The sequence below is a fragment of the Arthrobacter ipis genome, assembly GCF_014694315.1.
Classification (GTDB): Bacteria; Actinomycetota; Actinomycetes; order Actinomycetales; family Micrococcaceae; genus Arthrobacter; species Arthrobacter ipis.
Genome location: NZ_JAAOXD010000007.1, coordinates 217,857 through 232,689 on the forward strand (window position 1 = coordinate 217,857; position 14,833 = coordinate 232,689).

Consider the following 14,833-nt stretch of genomic DNA (forward strand, 5'->3'; position numbering starts at 1 on the left):
GGACCATCCCGGTCAGCCGGGCCGGACCGTCATCACCATCACGGAGAAATCCACGGGCAAGGTGCCGCCGTATTTCCAGCTGCCCATGGCGCTGACAGACGACCGTCCCATTGCCACCGCCAGTATCGAGGCCGCGCTCGCGGAACTCGCGCAGCTTGTCGGCTCCTCGCTGCCGAACCTTTCCAAGCATCCCGGCGTGGATATCCTGCGCCGAACAGCACCCAGGCTGGCCGGTATCCCGAATCTGCCTGCAGTCGGCAACGAGGCGGACGGGAACGCCGACTACGTGTCTGCCATAACCCAGGCGTTGGAACACCTTGACCGGTCCTACCTCGCGGTGCAGGGTCCTCCGGGAACGGGCAAGACGTTCGTCGGTTCCCACGTCATCGCCCGGCTTGTGCAGGCCGGCTGGAAGGTGGGCGTGGTCGCCCAGTCGCACGCCGTCGTCGAGAACATGCTCTGCACAGCCATTGCGAAGGCCGGGGTGGATCCCGCCGTGGTGGCCAAGAAGCTGTCCCAACCGCACGACGTTCCGTGGACCTGCGTCGCCGACGAGGACATCGCGCGCCTGTTGGACGCGGACGGCGGGTGCTTGGTTGGGGGAACCGCCTGGACCATGACGGGCAAATGCGTGCCGGCAGGGTCCCTGGATCTGCTGGTCATTGACGAGGCCGGCCAGTATTCGCTGGCCAACACCCTGGCCGTGGCTCGATCCGCGAAGCGGCTCCTGCTGCTCGGCGATCCGCAGCAGCTTCCCCAGGTCACCCAGGGGTCGCATCCTGAGCCGGTCGATGAGTCGGCGCTGGGGTGGCTATCAGCCGGGCACGCCACGATGCCTGCCGAACGGGGCTACTTCCTCGCCGATTCCTGGCGGATGCATCCCGAACTCTGCCGCAAGGTGTCGGTGCTCAGCTACGACGGCAAACTGGAATCCGCACCGGCGGCATCCCTGCGCCACCTCGACGGGGTACCTCCCGGCGTGGAAACAGTTCTGGTGCCGCATGCCGGAAACACCACAAGCTCAGCGGAAGAGGCGGCAGCGATCGTAAGCCTGGCGCGCGAGCATATCGGGCTCAAGTGGACGCCGGGCAAGGACGAGCCGATCCGGCGGCTGGAAGCCAAGGACATTCTGGTGGTGGCTGCGTACAACGCTCAGGTGCAGGCGATCCGGCACGCCCTGAACCATGAGGGCCTGGCCGAGGTGCGGGTGGGCACGGTGGACAAGTTCCAGGGCCAGGAGGGTCCCGTGGTGCTCGTGTCCATGGCGTGTTCGGCCATTGCCGAGGCACCGCGCGGAGCCGAATTCCTGCTAAACCGCAACCGGATCAACGTGGCTGTGTCCCGTGGTCAATGGCGGGCGGTGGTGGTCCGCTCCCCTGAGCTCACGAACTACATGCCATCACGACCATTCGCGCTCGAGGAGCTCGGGGCCTTCCTGGGTCTCAGCCCGGGGAGATTCAACTGACAACCTGAAAGCTCCGGAATCCGCCCTCAGCCCGGGAGACCTTCTCGTCGACGTGCGCCACCCTCCCCGGTGCGTGGGAAGATCCGAGCCAGCGCCTGAATTCGACGATATCCGGCTGCGGGCCCTCGGCGACGACGGCGACCGACCCGTCGTCGTCGTTCCTGACCGAACCGGTCAGCCCCAGCTCATCGGCCTTGCGCGCGGTCCAGTACCGGAAGCCGACGCCCTGGACCATGCCTGTGACCCGTGCGGTGAGGCGGACGCTGTCCGGGTCGGCTGCGTTCGAGTCAGTCATGGAACCAATGTAGCGCCGGTGCCTTGGTCTCGACAGGCTCGACCAGAAAGGGGCTCGACCAGAAGGGGCTCGATCAGCGGCGCTACCCCGCCGGGCGGAGCGAGGTGATCATGCCGCGGATGTTCTTGTATTCGGGGGTCTCCTTGTACGCCTCAGGTGAGTCCACGTTCGGCGGGTTTCCCGGGGTGGTGTCGAACGGGTTGTAGACCCCGCCGAACATCGCCCCGCTTGGCGGCCAGGTGAAGAAATGGGCAATCGGGCAGGCCGTGGGCCCGGTCGGTTCCGGCGCCGAGGTGATGCCGTAGGCCAGGATCGTCATCTTCGCGGGGTCGGTGGCGGTATCGTCCTGCCGCGACTCGAACGTGAACCGTGGCGTACTGCCGGACTGTTTCAGTGCCGGGAGTGGTTCGGAGTCGTACATGCCGTACGGCTGCTTCGTTGTGCATTCCGCGCCCACCACCATGTTGGTGCGAAGCGTGGCCATGGCCTTGCCTGCAGGGTTGCGGACCTCGACGAACACGCCGCCGCCCTGCGGCGTCTGTCCGGCAGGGTCCTTGATGGTCCACACTGACGGAAGGTCGAAGGCCAACTTGCCGTCCGAGGTCGTAAACGTCTTCCAGTCCTCCGGCAGCGTTGCGGACGGCGTGGCAGTGGCAGACGCAGGGCTGTCGGTTGCCGTCGCCGTTCCACTTCCCGTCGCGGAGGCCGCAGCAGAGGAAGAGGCCGACGTTGTTGGTGCCGCAGACCCGCCTCCCCCGGGCGAGGCAGGCGCCCCGCAGCCGACGAGTGCGCCGACGGCGGCCAAGACTGCGGCCCTGGACAAAGTCCCTGAACAGCGCAATGCTCCTCCTTGAGTTGGGAACGTGCTCCCCATTTTGGGCTTCTGTTCATCGACTGGGGAAGACGTTGGCGGGGACCGCGGCCAAAGTGTTGCCGTCAATAACGAACCGGCGCCGAGGGCACCGCGGACGAAGTGACTCCCCTTGGTCTCGACAAGCTCGACCGGCGGCTGGGGCCTCGACCGGCGGACAAGAGTCAGCGGGGCCTCGACCGGCTCGACCGGCGGGTCGGGAACGACAAAGCCGCGCTGCAGCATGCGCTGCAGCGGGGCTTCGGCCAAACGGGATCAGTTGACGGTGATGTCCCGCGTCCGGTGGTTGTAGCGGATGGTGACCTGGCCGCCGGAGTGGTGCAGTTCGTGGTTCGCACCATCGAATGCGCCGAACGCGCCGTAGTTCTCATCCCAGGAGCGGTTCAGGGCGATCTTGAAGTTGTAGTAGCCGGCCGGGATTTCAGCCGAGAGCTTCCACAGCTGGTCCAGCTCGTCCAGCTTCATCTGCGCTTCGTCGTACTGCGGCGCCCAGTTCTCCGGGGCTCCCAGCAGGGTGTTGAAGTCGCCCGCCACGGCCACGGCCGCGGGCTGATCGATGGTTTCCGCGGAGTTTTCGACGGCGGGAGCCTGCGACTCGGCGTCGGCCTCTGCCTTCTTGCGCACAGCCTTGGCGACGGGAGCTACTGCGTCCTCGATCAGCTTGGCCGCCTTGTCGACGACCTTCGCCGCCTTGGACGGAGCCTTCTCGGCCTCTGCCGGGGCCGCCTCAGTGGCTGCCGGCTTGGCAGGTGCGGCCACCGGAAGCGGCGTGTCAGCAGGGACCGGAGTGCCGGCGTCGAGCGCTGCCGAGAAGCTGGCCGCGTCCGGGAAGGCGACGGTCGCGCGCTGCCCGTCCTCGGTGATGGTCCACCCTGAGCGTCCCTTGACGAGCCAGCCAGCCTTGACCAGCTTGGCCGTGGCAGTGGTCAGTGACTTGTGGCCCCGGGGGATGCCGCCGCTGAGAAGCTCAGCTTCGTAGGCGTTCAGCGGAACCCGCACGAGCGCTTCAGCCAGCACGACGCCGGCGTTCTGCGAGTCACCGGACAACACCCCCTCTGCCAGAACGTCCAGCACGGCCTTGAGGCGGATGTTGGTGTTTTCGGCGGCAGTCTTGCGCATGGTTCCCCTTACAGAGCGATTGTTCCCCCAGTAGTTTGCCAAGAGCAGGGCGGATCTGGCGACTTTGCTCGGTAAACATTGTGTGTCGTGACCGACTATGACGGGGATTACACCCGAAATGAGTCCAAAATCTCGCTTTTTCCGGCCCGTGGGGGTCCTTCCCTGACCCACTTCCCGGGTCATTTCCCCGCGGCGGCGATAGAAAGTAGGCTTACCATGTAGAGCGAGGCACCAAACGGAAGGGATGAGTTCAGTGAGTGAACGCAACAGCAAGGCAGACGGCTTTATAGTTCCGGACCCTTCAAAACTCCGCGAGGACGTTCCCGGCGACGCCGGAGATGACGCCAACGTCATCCGCTTCAGCGAAGAGCAGGCGCTCATCGAGGAGCAGTTGCACGGCATCCGCCCGGAGCGCTACAGCGTCCCGTCCGGCGGCCCGACCATGGAGGAAGCCCGCGGCAGCATGGACCTCTCCGACGACACCGGCGACTCGGCTTCCGCAGACAGCAGCGACGACGGACTGCACAGCGGTCAGGAACAGTAACTGCTGGCGGTAGCTTCTGGCACTTAGCTGCAGACGGTAACAGCGCGCAGCCATAACGTTCGGGCAATGCGGAAGGGCGGCCGCTAATTGGCGGCCGCCCTTCCGCGCGGGTGGAGACTTATTGCACGTAGCCTTCCACCTCATTAACGGGACGGGCATCCGCCTCATTGGGGTCCTCGCCCGCCTTCCACTTTGCCCGGCGCTGGCGCAGCAAATCCCAGCACTGGTCCAACGCTTCTTCCACCTGCCGCAGACGGGCACGTCGCTCATCCCGCTCAGCCGTACCCTTGTCGGAAGCATCTTCTCCGGAGCCACCCCCGCCGGAGCCGCTGGCCGGGCCCGACGCTGCAGGATCGCGGAGCTGATGCTCCTCGTCAACCAGCGCCTGGATGCGCTGCAGAATGTCCTGGTTGTCCATCGCCTACACTCCTTCGTTACGCGCCCTGGATTGCCTTTGCGGAAGCGCTGCCAGCAACCGCGGCGCGCCGGGCTGGGACTGCCAGCCTATTCAGGCGATGCAGTACGCGGAAGGGGGGGGCCTTCAACCGTTCACCGCAGCCGGCACTGAGTAGCCGGCCCTGAGCAGTCCACCCAACTGCCACTGGCGGCACCGCCGCAGTCTCGTTAGGGTGGACGATAAGCATGCTTAGCATTCCCCCGATGCCAGCATCGCCCGGACCAAGATGTTCTTGTCCGCGTTCAACACCACTCCGGAGGAGAACCATGACCGACCAGTACACCTTCCAGAACCCTGTCACCGCTTACGAGCACATCGAGCCGCCCAAGCAGCACCAGCCCGAACCCGGCCTGGACGCCAAGCTTGAACCCAAGGCCGACCTGGGCGAGGACACCTACCGCGGCACTGGCCGCCTTGACGGCAGGAAAGCAATCGTCACGGGCGCGGACTCCGGCATCGGCGCAGCCACGGCGATCGCCTTCGCCCGGGAAGGGGCCGACGTCGTGCTCTCTTACCTCCCCGAGGAGGAGGAAGACGCAACGAAAATCGCGAACCTGATCGAGAAGGCCGGCCGCAAGGCCGTGAAAGTCCCCGGCGACCTCAAGGACCCGGCTACCTGCCAGAAGCTGGTGGACACCGCGCTGCAGGAACTGGGCGGACTTGACCTCCTCGTGAACAACGCCGGCAAGCAGGTGGCGCAGGAGGACATCGGCGACATCACCGATGAACAGTTCGACCACACCCAGAAGACCAACGTGTACGCCATGTTCTGGCTCACCAAGGCCGCGGTACCCCACCTTCCCGCCGGTTCCACGATCATCAACACCACGTCGATCCAGGCCTACAACCCGTCGCCGACGCTCCTTGACTACGCCACCACGAAGGCGAGCATCAACAACTTCACCAAGGGACTGGCGCAGCAGCTGGCGCCGAAGGGCATCCGGGTGAACGCGGTGGCTCCCGGGCCGATCTGGACACCCCTGCAGGTCAGCAGCGGCCAGCCCAAGGAAGCCCTGCCCGAGTTCGGCAAGGACACTCCCCTGGGCCGGGCCGGACAGCCTGCCGAACTTGCCCCGGCCTACGTGTTCCTGGCCTCGGCGGAGTCGAGCTTTGTGGTCGGCGAGACCCTGAACGTCAACGGCGGCAGCCCCACGCCGTAGCTATTGGTTGCCGGCGCGCCGTACATCCCGCCGCCGGGCATTTCTGCACCACTTTCGGAAGCAACACCGCCGCCGGTCACCAGGAAAACCGCGTCAACATACGGGAGACCCGGGGCCGGCGGCGTTTCGGCGCCACGAAAGTGGAGCAAAAAGCCGCAAGGAGACTTATAGTGGCGACTACACCGCACCTCCCTGAGCCACTCCCGCAACCTATCTGAGGAGAGCCCCATGGAATCCCGCACACTTGGTTCACTTTCCGTCTCCAGTCTCGGCCTGGGCTGTATGGGCATGAGCGAGTTCTACGGAACCGGCGACGACAGCGAGTCCATCGCCACCATCCACGCCTTCCTGGACGCCGGCGGAACCCTGCTGGACACCGCAGACATGTACGGCCCGTTCACCAACGAGCAGCTGGTCGGCAGGGCCATCGCGGGGCGGCGCTCCGACGCGGTCCTGGCCACGAAGTTCGGCAACGAGCGGCGGGAGGACGGTTCCTGGGTGGGCATCAACGGCCGCCCCGAGTACGTCCGCTCCGCCTGCGACGCCAGCCTGCAGCGGCTCGGAGTGGACCACATCGACCTCTACTACCAGCACCGGGTGGACAAGACCGTCCCGATCGAGGACACCGTAGGAGCCATGGCGGAGCTCGTCGAGGCCGGCAAAGTCCGCCATCTGGGCCTATCCGAAGCGAGCGCTGAGACCATTCGCAGGGCCCACGCCGTCCATCCGATAACTGCGCTGCAGACCGAGTATTCACTCTGGGAGCGGGAGCCGGAGACGAAGGTCTTCCCCGTGCTGGCGGAACTGGGGATCGGTTTCGTCCCCTACAGCCCCCTGGGCCGCGGCTTCCTCACCGGCCAACTGCGCAGCCCCGACGACTTTGCTGCCGATGATTTCCGGCGGCACTCTCCCCGCTTCCAGGGTGAAAACTTCACCCGGAACCTGGAGCTCGTAGACCGGGTCAAGGAACTCGCAGATGAGAAGCAGTGCAGTCCGGCGCAGCTCGCCCTGGCCTGGCTGCTCGCGCAGGGCGAGCACATCGTGCCCATTCCCGGCACCAAGAAGCGCGAACGCCTGGCCGAGAACCTGGGCGCGGCCGCCGTCGAGCTTTCAGCGGCCGACCTTGCCCGCCTTGGCGAACTCGCCCCCGCGGGCGCGGCCGCAGGGGCGCGCTATCCGCACATGAACTCGATAGACACCTAGAATCCGGGAAGCTGCGGGCGCTACGCGGGCTCCAGCCGCACGAGCACAGCCTTGGACGCCGGCGTGTTGCTCGATGCTCACGAGGCGGTTGACCGTCAGCATGCCCTTGCCGGTGGGCGTGGTCAAGGTGCGCGAATCCCTCGGGCCGTTGGGCAGGACGAAGCCGCCCTCCTGCCTGATCTTGCTGTTGTAGTCATCGCAGCCGGGGACCACATGGGAAATGTGCTCCCCGATGAGGTCGTTGTTTTTCTCGAACCCGGCCCAGTCCGCGCTGGACTTCCCCTGCACAGTCTCCTGCGCAATACGGCAGACGATGGCCACCTCGGAGAGCAGGTTCGGCGCAACGGGCTCCAGCCTGCCGGAACGAACGCTCTGTACTGGGTGGTCTTCATCGGGCTCACCCTCACCCTGCTGTGCGCCTACAACAGGTTCGCCGACCGGGCCGGCGGACTGGGCGGCGTCGGCTTCTGCTTCGCACTTGCAGGAACCCTGGACACGCCGGCAACATGTGGTTTGACGGCTTCGCCGGCCCTTGGATTACCGACGTCGCCCCGGGCGCGACCCTCGCCGGAGGGTCCGGAATGCTCTCGGTCGGCGCGCTGTCCAGCTACATACTCTTCGCACTGGGCTGGATGTTTTTTGGCATCGCCGGTTGGCGCTCAGGCATGTTCCCCGTGTGGATCGGCACCGCATTCGTGGTCGCCGGCTTCCTCGGCTACAACGCTGGACTGCCGCCCCACGGAATCCCCATTGGGCTGGTCATGGCGGCGCTGGGCTGGTGGATCATCCGGACGGGCACCCCGGCAGCGGCTGCCAGAGACCCAGCAATCGACGGCCAGACGGCGAGCGCCCCGCCCGAGCCGTAACCCGCCCCGACCTTAGCCCGACAGCTCGGCCAGCAGCTCGTGTTTCCGCTCCTCACTGGCGAAGGACGACCTGATCGAGTTCGCAGCAAGCCTGACCCGGTCGAACTCGGACAGCCCCAGGACTGACTCGAGCTGGGCGAAGTTGCTGTCCACGTAGCCGCCGAAGTACGCCGGATCGTCCGAATTCACGCTGACGTTGAGCCCGGCGGCCAGCATCGCCGGCAGCGGGTGCGCGGCCAGCATGTCCACGGCGCGAAGCCGGACGTTCGACAGCGGGCACACCGTCAGCGGCACATGCTCATCGACGAGCCGTTCCACGAGGTCCGGGTCCTCCATGCACCGGATCCCGTGGTCGATCCGCTCCACGCCCAGGACGTCCAGCGCTTCCACGATGTACGACGGCGGCCCCTCCTCCCCCGCGTGCGCAATCTTCCGCAGGCCTGCTTCGCCGGCCCGGGCAAACAGCCGCGTGAATTTCGACGGCGGGTTGCCCACCTCTGCGGAATCCAGGCCGATGCCGGCGATGGGCGCGTTCATCGCCAGAAGCCCCTCCAGGACTTCCAGGGCCGAGTCTTCGGACAGGTCCCGCAGGAAGGCGGCGATCAGCAGCGTTGAGATGCCAAACTCCTCTTCAGACGTGGCAAGGACGGAGGCCACGCCGTTCACGCACGTCTCCAGGGACACGCCACGCGAGAGGTGCGCCTGCGGATCCATCATGATTTCCGCGTGCCGCACCCCGGCCGCCGCAGCGCGCTCCAGGTAGGCCCGGGTCATGTCCGCGAAGTCCTGCTCGGTCCGCAGCACGGCCATGTTGGCGTAGTACAGGTCGAGGAACGACTGCAGGTCCGTGAACTCATACCGGCTTCGCAGCTCGTCCAGGTCCGCGTACGGCAGCTCGATCCCGTTCCGCTCAGCAAGCGCAAAGATCAGTTCCGGCTCCAGCGTCCCCTCGATGTGCAGGTGGAGCTCCGCCAAAGGCATCGGCGCCGGGGCCGCCACCAGTTCCTCTTCATCTGCAAGCGCAGTTTCACCCGAAGGCCCCGTTTGCTCTGTATGTGCAGTTTGACCGGAAAGAGCAGTGGGATCGATCGGTTCGGCGGCAACCTCGTTAGTGTTCACCCCGACAGAATAGTCCCCGGACCGGCAATGCCCGTAGAGTCGAACAGATGCGGACTGAAGAGTATGCTGACCCCTTGGCCGATCTGGACTGGAGCCTGGAAGCCGGCACCGGTGCCCACCATTCTGCTGACGGCTTTGTCCGGGTGCGCGGAGCCCGCGAGAACAACCTTCGCAACGTTGACGTGGCCGTCCCGCGCGACGCGATCGTCGCCTTCACCGGCGTCTCGGGGTCGGGCAAGTCCTCCCTGGCATTCGGCACCATCTATGCCGAAGCCCAGCGCCGGTACTTCGAGTCCGTGGCGCCGTACGCCCGCCGCCTTATCCAGCAGGGCCACAATCCCAAGGTGGAGACGATCACGGGGCTGCCTCCCGCCGTCGCGCTTCAACAGCGCCGCGGCACCCCCAGCAGCCGTTCCACCGTGGGAACGGTGACCACGCTATCCAACTCGCTCCGCATGCTTTTCTCGCGTGCCGGCAGTTACCCCGCCGGCGCCAGCCCGCTGGACTCCGACGCCTTCTCGCCCAACACGGCCGCCGGGGCATGCCCCGAGTGCCACGGCCTCGGTGTCGCGCACACCGTCACCGAAGCCACCCTGGTCCCGGACCCGTCGCTGAGCATCCGGGAGGGTGCGATCGCCGCCTGGCCGACGGCATGGCAGGGCAAGAACCTGCGCGACATCCTCACCCACCTGGGCTACGACGTCGACACCCCCTGGCGGGAGCTGCCTAAAAAGGACCGCGACTGGATCCTTTTCACCGACGAGCAGCCGGTGGTGGAAATCACGCCGCAGCGCGACCGGGTGGCCAAGCCGTACAAGGGCAAGTTCTGGAGCGCCAAAAGCCACGTCCTGCACACCCTGGCCGACTCCAAGAGCAACACCATGCGCGAACGGGTACTCCGCTTCATGGAAACCGGCCCCTGCCGGCGGTGCAGCGGCAGCGGACTCACGCCCGAGGCCCTGGCCGTGACGTTCGCCGGCAGGACCATCGCCGAACTCAACGCAGTGCCGATGGCCGAACTGGCTGACATCATCCGCCCCACGACCGAGCTGAACGACGCCAGCACTGCCTCCCGCAAGCTGTCCTCAGGCGAAGGCAACGAGGTGGCCGTGGCCATCACACGTGACCTCCTCCAGCGGATCACGGTCCTGCTGGATCTGGGGCTCGGCTACCTTGCCCTGGGCCGCTCGACGCCCACCCTCTCCCCGGGCGAAATGCAGCGCCTCCGGATCGCCACGCAGCTCCGTTCGGGCCTGTTCGGCGTGGTGTATGTGCTGGACGAGCCCTCTGCCGGGCTGCACCCGGCCGACGCCGAGCCCCTCCTGGCCGTGCTGGAGCAGCTGAAGTCTTCGGGCAACTCCGTGTTCGTGGTGGAGCACAACATGGATATTGTGCGCCACGCCGACTGGCTCGTGGACGTGGGCCCGAGGGCAGGAGAGGGCGGCGGTGAGGTTCTGTACAGCGGGCCGGTGGCCGGCCTCGCGGCCGTCGAGGCTTCCGTTACACGCCCGTTCCTCATGCCGGATGGTTCCAGGGGCGGTGCTGACACCGGCGGTGCCGACGACGGCGGTGACACCGGCGGCGGTGACCGCACCGGCGGCCGCGGTGCTGACGGCACTGAACCTGACAGCAGCGACCGTACCGGCCGCCGTCGGGAGCCTGGTGCTTGGCTGGAACTGAAGGACATCTCCCGCCACAACCTTCGCGGCCTCGACGCGGCTTTCCCGTTGCAGGTCCTGACGGCGGTCACCGGAGTGTCCGGCTCGGGCAAGTCGACGCTGGTCAGCCATGTTTTGGCCGAAGTGGTCGGATCCGAACTGCACGGTGATGCGGGCTCAGGCGGCACGGGGGAAAGCACCGAAGACCAGCCGGTGGTGGACGGCGACCCCGGCGCCCCGTTGAGCGTAGGTACCGTGACCGGACTGCACCACGTGGACCGGCTGGTGACTGTGGACCAGAAACCGATCGGCCGAACGCCCCGGTCCAACCTGGCCACCTACACCGGGCTCTTCGACGCCGTGCGCAAGGAGTTCGCCGCCACGGATGAAGCCCGGGCGCGCAGATACGGTGCCGGACGGTTCTCCTTCAACGTGGCGGGCGGGCGCTGCGAGGCCTGCCAGGGCGAGGGATTCGTCGCCGTCGAACTGCTCTTCCTGCCCGGCAGCTATGGTCCCTGCCCGGAGTGCGACGGCTCACGCTACAACCCCGAAACCCTTGAAATCGCCTACCGCGGCAAGACGGTGGCCGACGTCCTGGGCATGACCGTGGACGCGGCCGCGGAGTTCCTGCGCGACGTTCCAGCCGCTGCACGCAGCCTGCAGACGCTCCGGGAAGTCGGACTGGGCTACCTGCGGCTGGGACAGCCTGCCACCGAGCTGTCTGGCGGAGAGGCCCAGCGCATCAAACTCGCCACAGAGCTTCAGCGCGCACGCCGCGGCCACACGCTGTACCTGCTGGATGAGCCCACCACCGGGCTGCATCCGGCGGACGTCCGGCTCCTCATGGGCCAGCTGCAGCGCCTCGTGGACGCGGGAAACACGGTGGTCGTGGTGGAGCACGAAATGGACGTGGTGGCGGAAGCTGACTGGGTGATCGATCTCGGGCCGGCCGGCGGGGACGCCGGTGGAGAGATCGTTGCCTCGGGAACGCCCGCCGCAGTCGCCGGTTCACCGGACAGCCGGACGGCGCCCTACCTGGCTTCCGCCCTGAACTCCCCGTCCGCGAGGTAACAGCCTGGCGGCTTCCCCGTCCCCGGTTCCGATGGCCCTCCAACTGCCGGGTTGGAGTGCCCCAAAACTGCTTGACTGTCAATAAAGATCTCGATTTGATAACGGCGCCCGACACCTCTAGGGTGGGACACATGCCCGCGCGACGCGGGCCCAAGAATGCCCGGTGCCGCCACCACCAGTTACTGCCCGGCCGGCGGATACCGAAATGACCTCTAGTTCGTCAGGGGCGGGCAGTAGCGCGACAACGTCCGGGGACGGACCGAGCGCGGGTGGCCTCAGGAGCATCCCAATAATGAAAAAGTCGACATTCAGTACTGCCGCGCGCCGTGGAGTCACCCTGGCCGCCGTTTCCGCAGCAACCCTGGCGCTCTCTGCCACGGCCGCCAACGCGGCCACGCCTACCGCCAGCGCCTCCACCTGGGACGCCCTCGCCCAGTGTGAGAGTGGCGGCAACTGGTCCACCAACACAGGCAACGGCTTCTCCGGCGGCCTGCAGTTCACGCCGCAGACCTGGGCTGCCTTCGGCGGAACCGGCTCCCCCCAGGGCGCCTCCCGCGCGCAGCAGATCGCCGTGGCCGAAAAGGTCCAGGCCAGCCAGGGCTGGGGCGCATGGCCCGCCTGCTCCGCCAAGCTGGGCCTGAACGGCGGCGGTGGCGCTCCTGCACCGCAGATCCTGCCCCAGAGCGCGCCGGTCCATGTTGCACCCGTCCAGGCTCCGGTTCAGACGGCACCGGTTCAGACGGCGCCGGCTCAGACAGCGCCGGCTCAGACAGCTCCCGTGGCACAGGCCCCGGTGGCCGCCGAAGTTCCGGTCCAGGCACCGGTCCAGGCCCGCCATGCTGCCGCAGTCGCCGTGAGCGGCCAGACCTACACGGTCCAGGAAGGCGACACCCTGAGCAAGATCGCTCAGAAGCTCGGCATCCAGGGCGGCTGGCAGCAGCTCGCTGACGCCAACACCGACACCATTAGCGACCCTGACCTGGTGTACGTGGGCCAGGTCCTGCAGCTGCCTGCCTAATAATCTGGCTGGTCGGTCCGCTTAGAGCGACTGCATTAAAGCTCGACGCCGGGCGGTCCCTCTCGAGGGGCCGCCCGGTTTCGTTTTGTACGGCTCCACCAACGACGACGCCGGGCGCCCCCTGAGTGGGGACGCCCGGCGTCGTAATTAATTGCCTACAGCGTGAGAGGGCTGGAAGCCTCAGTATTCGGCTTTAGGCCGCGGCGGGGAGTTCCCGGACGATGCGCACCTTCCAGGCGGCGTCGTCGCTGGTGTCGAGGAGGGCGACAGTACCCGATGCGAGGTGCAGGGCAACGCGCTTGGCGTGCAGCAGCTCAAGGTAGAGGTGCTCGTTGACGCGGGCAGGGCTGTCGACGACGAATTTCACGGCGTCGCGCACCTTGCGGTAGTTGTCGCTGCGTTCGCGGTGCAGGTGCAGTTCGAGCTCGTGGCGCTGCTTGACGCGCGGCTCGTGCTTGTTCAGCCAGTTCACGGCGGCGTGGACGCCGATCACCAGAGCCAGCGAGACGGCGTAGATCCACCAGCCGGTGGACATCAGGAAGAGCGGCAGGTTGGCGACAGCCACCACTGCGATGAAAACACGCAGGGCGACCAGACGGCGCAGGGTCAGCGCAACGGAGGCAAGCGCAGTGCGGAAACGGTGCTGGTCCTTGCGCGCAGCGGCCGGATCAAGCGTAAACTCGTCCAGAACGAGGATCCCGTTCGCGTCGGCACCGAGCATCTGGCCGTACTTCGGAACGAACAGCTGAGGCTCCTGTGACGCGTGTGAATTCGCTTCCGCGGGGGCGGAGGACAGGGGCGCGGGGGACGTAAGAGTCATGAGTTGGCTTCCAGACGCTGGTGAGGTTTCGGATATCTTAGTGGATTAATCAACCTTCCGTATGCATAGGTCCACAATGTGAACACCCGGCAGTCCATTTTGACGGCTGACTGTGCTGCCCGGCACTTCAATTGGCACATGGCGCCAAGGACGGCAGACTGAAGGGATGCAAACCTTCCTTCCCTATCCCGATTTCCAGCAAAGCGCGGCCGCGCTGGACACGCCCCGGCTGGGCAAACAGCGCGTAGAAGCGTTGCAGACACTCCGCGCGCTGGTCATCCCGGAATACGGATGGCAGTCACACCCCGCCATCCGGATGTGGATGGGGCACGTTCCCGCGCTCACCATGTATGGCCTGGCGATGGTTGACGAATGGACCAAACGCGGTTTCGCCGACAACACCCGGGACAACATCCGCGAATTTGCCCCGCAGGCCGCGCACCCTGACTACGCAGCCAAGATCCTGCTTCCGCCGTGGCTCGGCGACCCCGAGTTGCACCTGAGCCACCGTTCCAACCTGATCCGCAAGGACCCGCGGTTCTATGAAGAGGTCTTCCCCGGCACCGAGCACGGCCTGGAGTACGTCTGGCCGGAACCCAGGCACGAGTTCCTGCCGGAAGATCCCGAGGGCGACGTCCTCTGGATCCTTCGCGAGCACGTCGGCCACGGCGACCCCGAGCGGCTGGACAAGGTCGGGCTTCCTGCCGTGGGGCGGGCGGCTTCCGCCGCTGGCGCCGCTTCGGCCTCCGGCGACGGTCCCGATGCTTCCGCCGACGGTACCGGTGCTTCCGGCGATGATTCGGGCGCTACCGGGGAATCCGGCGACGACTACCAATTCGTCTACAAGGAGGAAACGTCGCGCCGGCCAGCCAAGGCGGCCAAGAAGGCTCCGGCCAAGCCACTGGTGAAGAAGCCGTCCCGTAAGCGGCAGCGCCAGGAGGCAGCCTTCTCGACGCTTCCCGGAAAATCGCCGGTGGCCGTGCCGTTCGACGGCGGCAGTAGGTTTGCCGTCGGAATGGTCGTAGGCCGTCCCATCACACTCGACGACGGGCGCTTCGGCCGCAATTTCCAGCTCACCGACATTATCGACCGGTCAGAGTTCGACTACCCGGCGCTGCTGCAGGACCCGCGAGTCTTCTTCCCGGTCCCGGCCCTCTGAGCCCGCGG

15 protein-coding genes and 1 pseudogene are annotated in these 14,833 nt (G+C 66.6%); 9 read left to right on the top strand and 7 right to left on the bottom strand.

All coding sequences use genetic code 11. From position 1 onward, the window contains the following. Window positions 1-1,465: DEAD/DEAH box helicase (locus G9E11_RS16005; protein WP_190608357.1), on the top strand; the 1,465-nt coding region annotated here is incomplete at its 5' end. Here G9E11_RS16005 and G9E11_RS16010 read toward each other — a convergent pair. Both G9E11_RS16010 and G9E11_RS16015 read right to left on the bottom strand, forming a co-directional pair. Beyond that, window positions 1,458-1,760: an acylphosphatase gene (locus G9E11_RS16010; RefSeq protein ID WP_190607496.1), complete on the bottom strand. Its 303-nt coding sequence runs from the start codon at window positions 1,758-1,760 to the stop codon at window positions 1,458-1,460. The genes G9E11_RS16005 and G9E11_RS16010 overlap by 8 nt on opposite strands. A gap of 82 nt (window positions 1,761-1,842) precedes the next feature. Further along, a complete protein-coding gene (locus G9E11_RS16015; protein WP_246468990.1) occupies window positions 1,843-2,328 on the bottom strand; it encodes a hypothetical protein in 486 nt (161 codons plus the stop codon). Here G9E11_RS16015 and G9E11_RS21220 point away from each other — a divergent pair. After that, window positions 2,318-2,614: a hypothetical protein gene (locus tag G9E11_RS21220; protein WP_246468991.1), complete on the top strand. Its 297-nt coding sequence runs from the start codon at window positions 2,318-2,320 to the stop codon at window positions 2,612-2,614. The two genes, G9E11_RS16015 and G9E11_RS21220, sit on opposite strands and share 11 nt — an antisense overlap. A gap of 272 nt (window positions 2,615-2,886) precedes the next feature. On the opposite strand, the gene G9E11_RS16020 is transcribed toward G9E11_RS21220, so the two are convergent. Then, window positions 2,887-3,750, bottom strand: coding sequence for a pullulanase X25 domain-containing protein (locus tag G9E11_RS16020; protein WP_190607498.1), 864 nt, complete (start codon window positions 3,748-3,750; stop codon window positions 2,887-2,889). 244 nt (window positions 3,751-3,994) lie between these two features. Between G9E11_RS16020 and G9E11_RS16025 the strand changes: the two genes are divergently transcribed. Beyond that, window positions 3,995-4,294: a hypothetical protein gene (locus G9E11_RS16025; RefSeq protein ID WP_190607500.1), complete on the top strand. Its 300-nt coding sequence runs from the start codon at window positions 3,995-3,997 to the stop codon at window positions 4,292-4,294. A gap of 118 nt (window positions 4,295-4,412) precedes the next feature. Here the strand turns inward: G9E11_RS16025 and G9E11_RS16030 are convergent, their stop codons facing one another. Then, window positions 4,413-4,712, bottom strand: a complete 300-nt coding sequence (locus G9E11_RS16030) for a DUF2630 family protein (protein WP_190607502.1) — start codon at window positions 4,710-4,712, stop codon at window positions 4,413-4,415. Window positions 4,713-5,017: 305 nt separating this feature from the next. On the opposite strand from G9E11_RS16030, the gene G9E11_RS16035 reads away from it, so the two are divergent. Further along, window positions 5,018-5,911, top strand: a complete 894-nt coding sequence (locus G9E11_RS16035) for a glucose 1-dehydrogenase (protein ID WP_190607504.1) — start codon at window positions 5,018-5,020, stop codon at window positions 5,909-5,911. A 228-nt stretch (window positions 5,912-6,139) separates the two neighbouring features. Beyond that, window positions 6,140-7,114, top strand: a complete 975-nt coding sequence (locus G9E11_RS16040; RefSeq protein WP_190607505.1) for an aldo/keto reductase — start codon at window positions 6,140-6,142, stop codon at window positions 7,112-7,114. Window positions 7,115-7,171: 57 nt separating this feature from the next. On the opposite strand, the pseudogene G9E11_RS21225 reads toward G9E11_RS16040, so the two are convergent. After that, window positions 7,172-7,474: pseudogene (locus G9E11_RS21225) on the bottom strand (hypothetical protein); the annotation flags it as partial. 146 nt (window positions 7,475-7,620) lie between these two features. Here G9E11_RS21225 and G9E11_RS16045 point away from each other — a divergent pair. After that, complete coding sequence (locus tag G9E11_RS16045; protein WP_190607507.1) at window positions 7,621-7,980, top strand: hypothetical protein; 360 nt, start codon at window positions 7,621-7,623, stop codon at window positions 7,978-7,980. Between the two features lie 12 nt (window positions 7,981-7,992). Here G9E11_RS16045 and G9E11_RS16050 read toward each other — a convergent pair whose 3' ends face one another. Then, window positions 7,993-8,961, bottom strand: coding sequence for an adenosine deaminase (locus tag G9E11_RS16050; protein ID WP_190608362.1), 969 nt, complete (start codon window positions 8,959-8,961; stop codon window positions 7,993-7,995). A gap of 185 nt (window positions 8,962-9,146) precedes the next feature. On the opposite strand from G9E11_RS16050, the gene G9E11_RS16055 reads away from it, so the two are divergent. After that, window positions 9,147-11,828, top strand: coding sequence for an excinuclease ABC subunit UvrA (locus G9E11_RS16055; RefSeq protein WP_246468992.1), 2,682 nt, complete (start codon window positions 9,147-9,149; stop codon window positions 11,826-11,828). Between the two features lie 292 nt (window positions 11,829-12,120). After that, complete coding sequence (locus G9E11_RS16060) at window positions 12,121-12,846, top strand: transglycosylase family protein (protein WP_190607509.1); 726 nt, start codon at window positions 12,121-12,123, stop codon at window positions 12,844-12,846. Between the two features lie 193 nt (window positions 12,847-13,039). On the opposite strand, the gene G9E11_RS16065 is transcribed toward G9E11_RS16060, so the two are convergent. Beyond that, on the bottom strand, window positions 13,040-13,666 hold the full coding sequence (locus tag G9E11_RS16065; RefSeq protein ID WP_190607512.1) for a hypothetical protein: 627 nt from the start codon (window positions 13,664-13,666) through the stop codon (window positions 13,040-13,042). Window positions 13,667-13,832: 166 nt separating this feature from the next. On the opposite strand from G9E11_RS16065, the gene G9E11_RS16070 reads away from it, so the two are divergent. Beyond that, a complete protein-coding gene (locus tag G9E11_RS16070; RefSeq protein WP_190607514.1) occupies window positions 13,833-14,825 on the top strand; it encodes an MSMEG_6728 family protein in 993 nt (330 codons plus the stop codon). Window positions 14,826-14,833 lie beyond the last annotated feature (8 nt).

What these genes read in the sequence shown, in the direction of transcription:
- G9E11_RS16010 (WP_190607496.1), bottom strand. Translation starts at nt 1,760, where the DNA reads ATGACTGACTCGAACGCAGCCGACCCGGACAGCGTCCGCCTCACCGCA.
- G9E11_RS21220 (WP_246468991.1), top strand. Translation starts at nt 2,318, where the DNA reads ATGGTCCACACTGACGGAAGGTCGAAGGCCAACTTGCCGTCCGAGGTC.
- G9E11_RS16055 (WP_246468992.1), top strand. Translation starts at nt 9,147, where the DNA reads ATGCGGACTGAAGAGTATGCTGACCCCTTGGCCGATCTGGACTGGAGC.
- G9E11_RS16020 (WP_190607498.1), bottom strand. Translation starts at nt 3,750, where the DNA reads ATGCGCAAGACTGCCGCCGAAAACACCAACATCCGCCTCAAGGCCGTG.
- G9E11_RS16045 (WP_190607507.1), top strand. Translation starts at nt 7,621, where the DNA reads ATGTGGTTTGACGGCTTCGCCGGCCCTTGGATTACCGACGTCGCCCCG.
- G9E11_RS16025 (WP_190607500.1), top strand. Translation starts at nt 3,995, where the DNA reads ATGAGTTCAGTGAGTGAACGCAACAGCAAGGCAGACGGCTTTATAGTT.
- G9E11_RS16065 (WP_190607512.1), bottom strand. Translation starts at nt 13,666, where the DNA reads ATGACTCTTACGTCCCCCGCGCCCCTGTCCTCCGCCCCCGCGGAAGCG.
- G9E11_RS16050 (WP_190608362.1), bottom strand. Translation starts at nt 8,961, where the DNA reads ATGCCTTTGGCGGAGCTCCACCTGCACATCGAGGGGACGCTGGAGCCG.
- G9E11_RS16030 (WP_190607502.1), bottom strand. Translation starts at nt 4,712, where the DNA reads ATGGACAACCAGGACATTCTGCAGCGCATCCAGGCGCTGGTTGACGAG.
- G9E11_RS16060 (WP_190607509.1), top strand. Translation starts at nt 12,121, where the DNA reads ATGAAAAAGTCGACATTCAGTACTGCCGCGCGCCGTGGAGTCACCCTG.
- G9E11_RS16070 (WP_190607514.1), top strand. Translation starts at nt 13,833, where the DNA reads ATGCAAACCTTCCTTCCCTATCCCGATTTCCAGCAAAGCGCGGCCGCG.
- G9E11_RS16035 (WP_190607504.1), top strand. Translation starts at nt 5,018, where the DNA reads ATGACCGACCAGTACACCTTCCAGAACCCTGTCACCGCTTACGAGCAC.
- G9E11_RS16040 (WP_190607505.1), top strand. Translation starts at nt 6,140, where the DNA reads ATGGAATCCCGCACACTTGGTTCACTTTCCGTCTCCAGTCTCGGCCTG.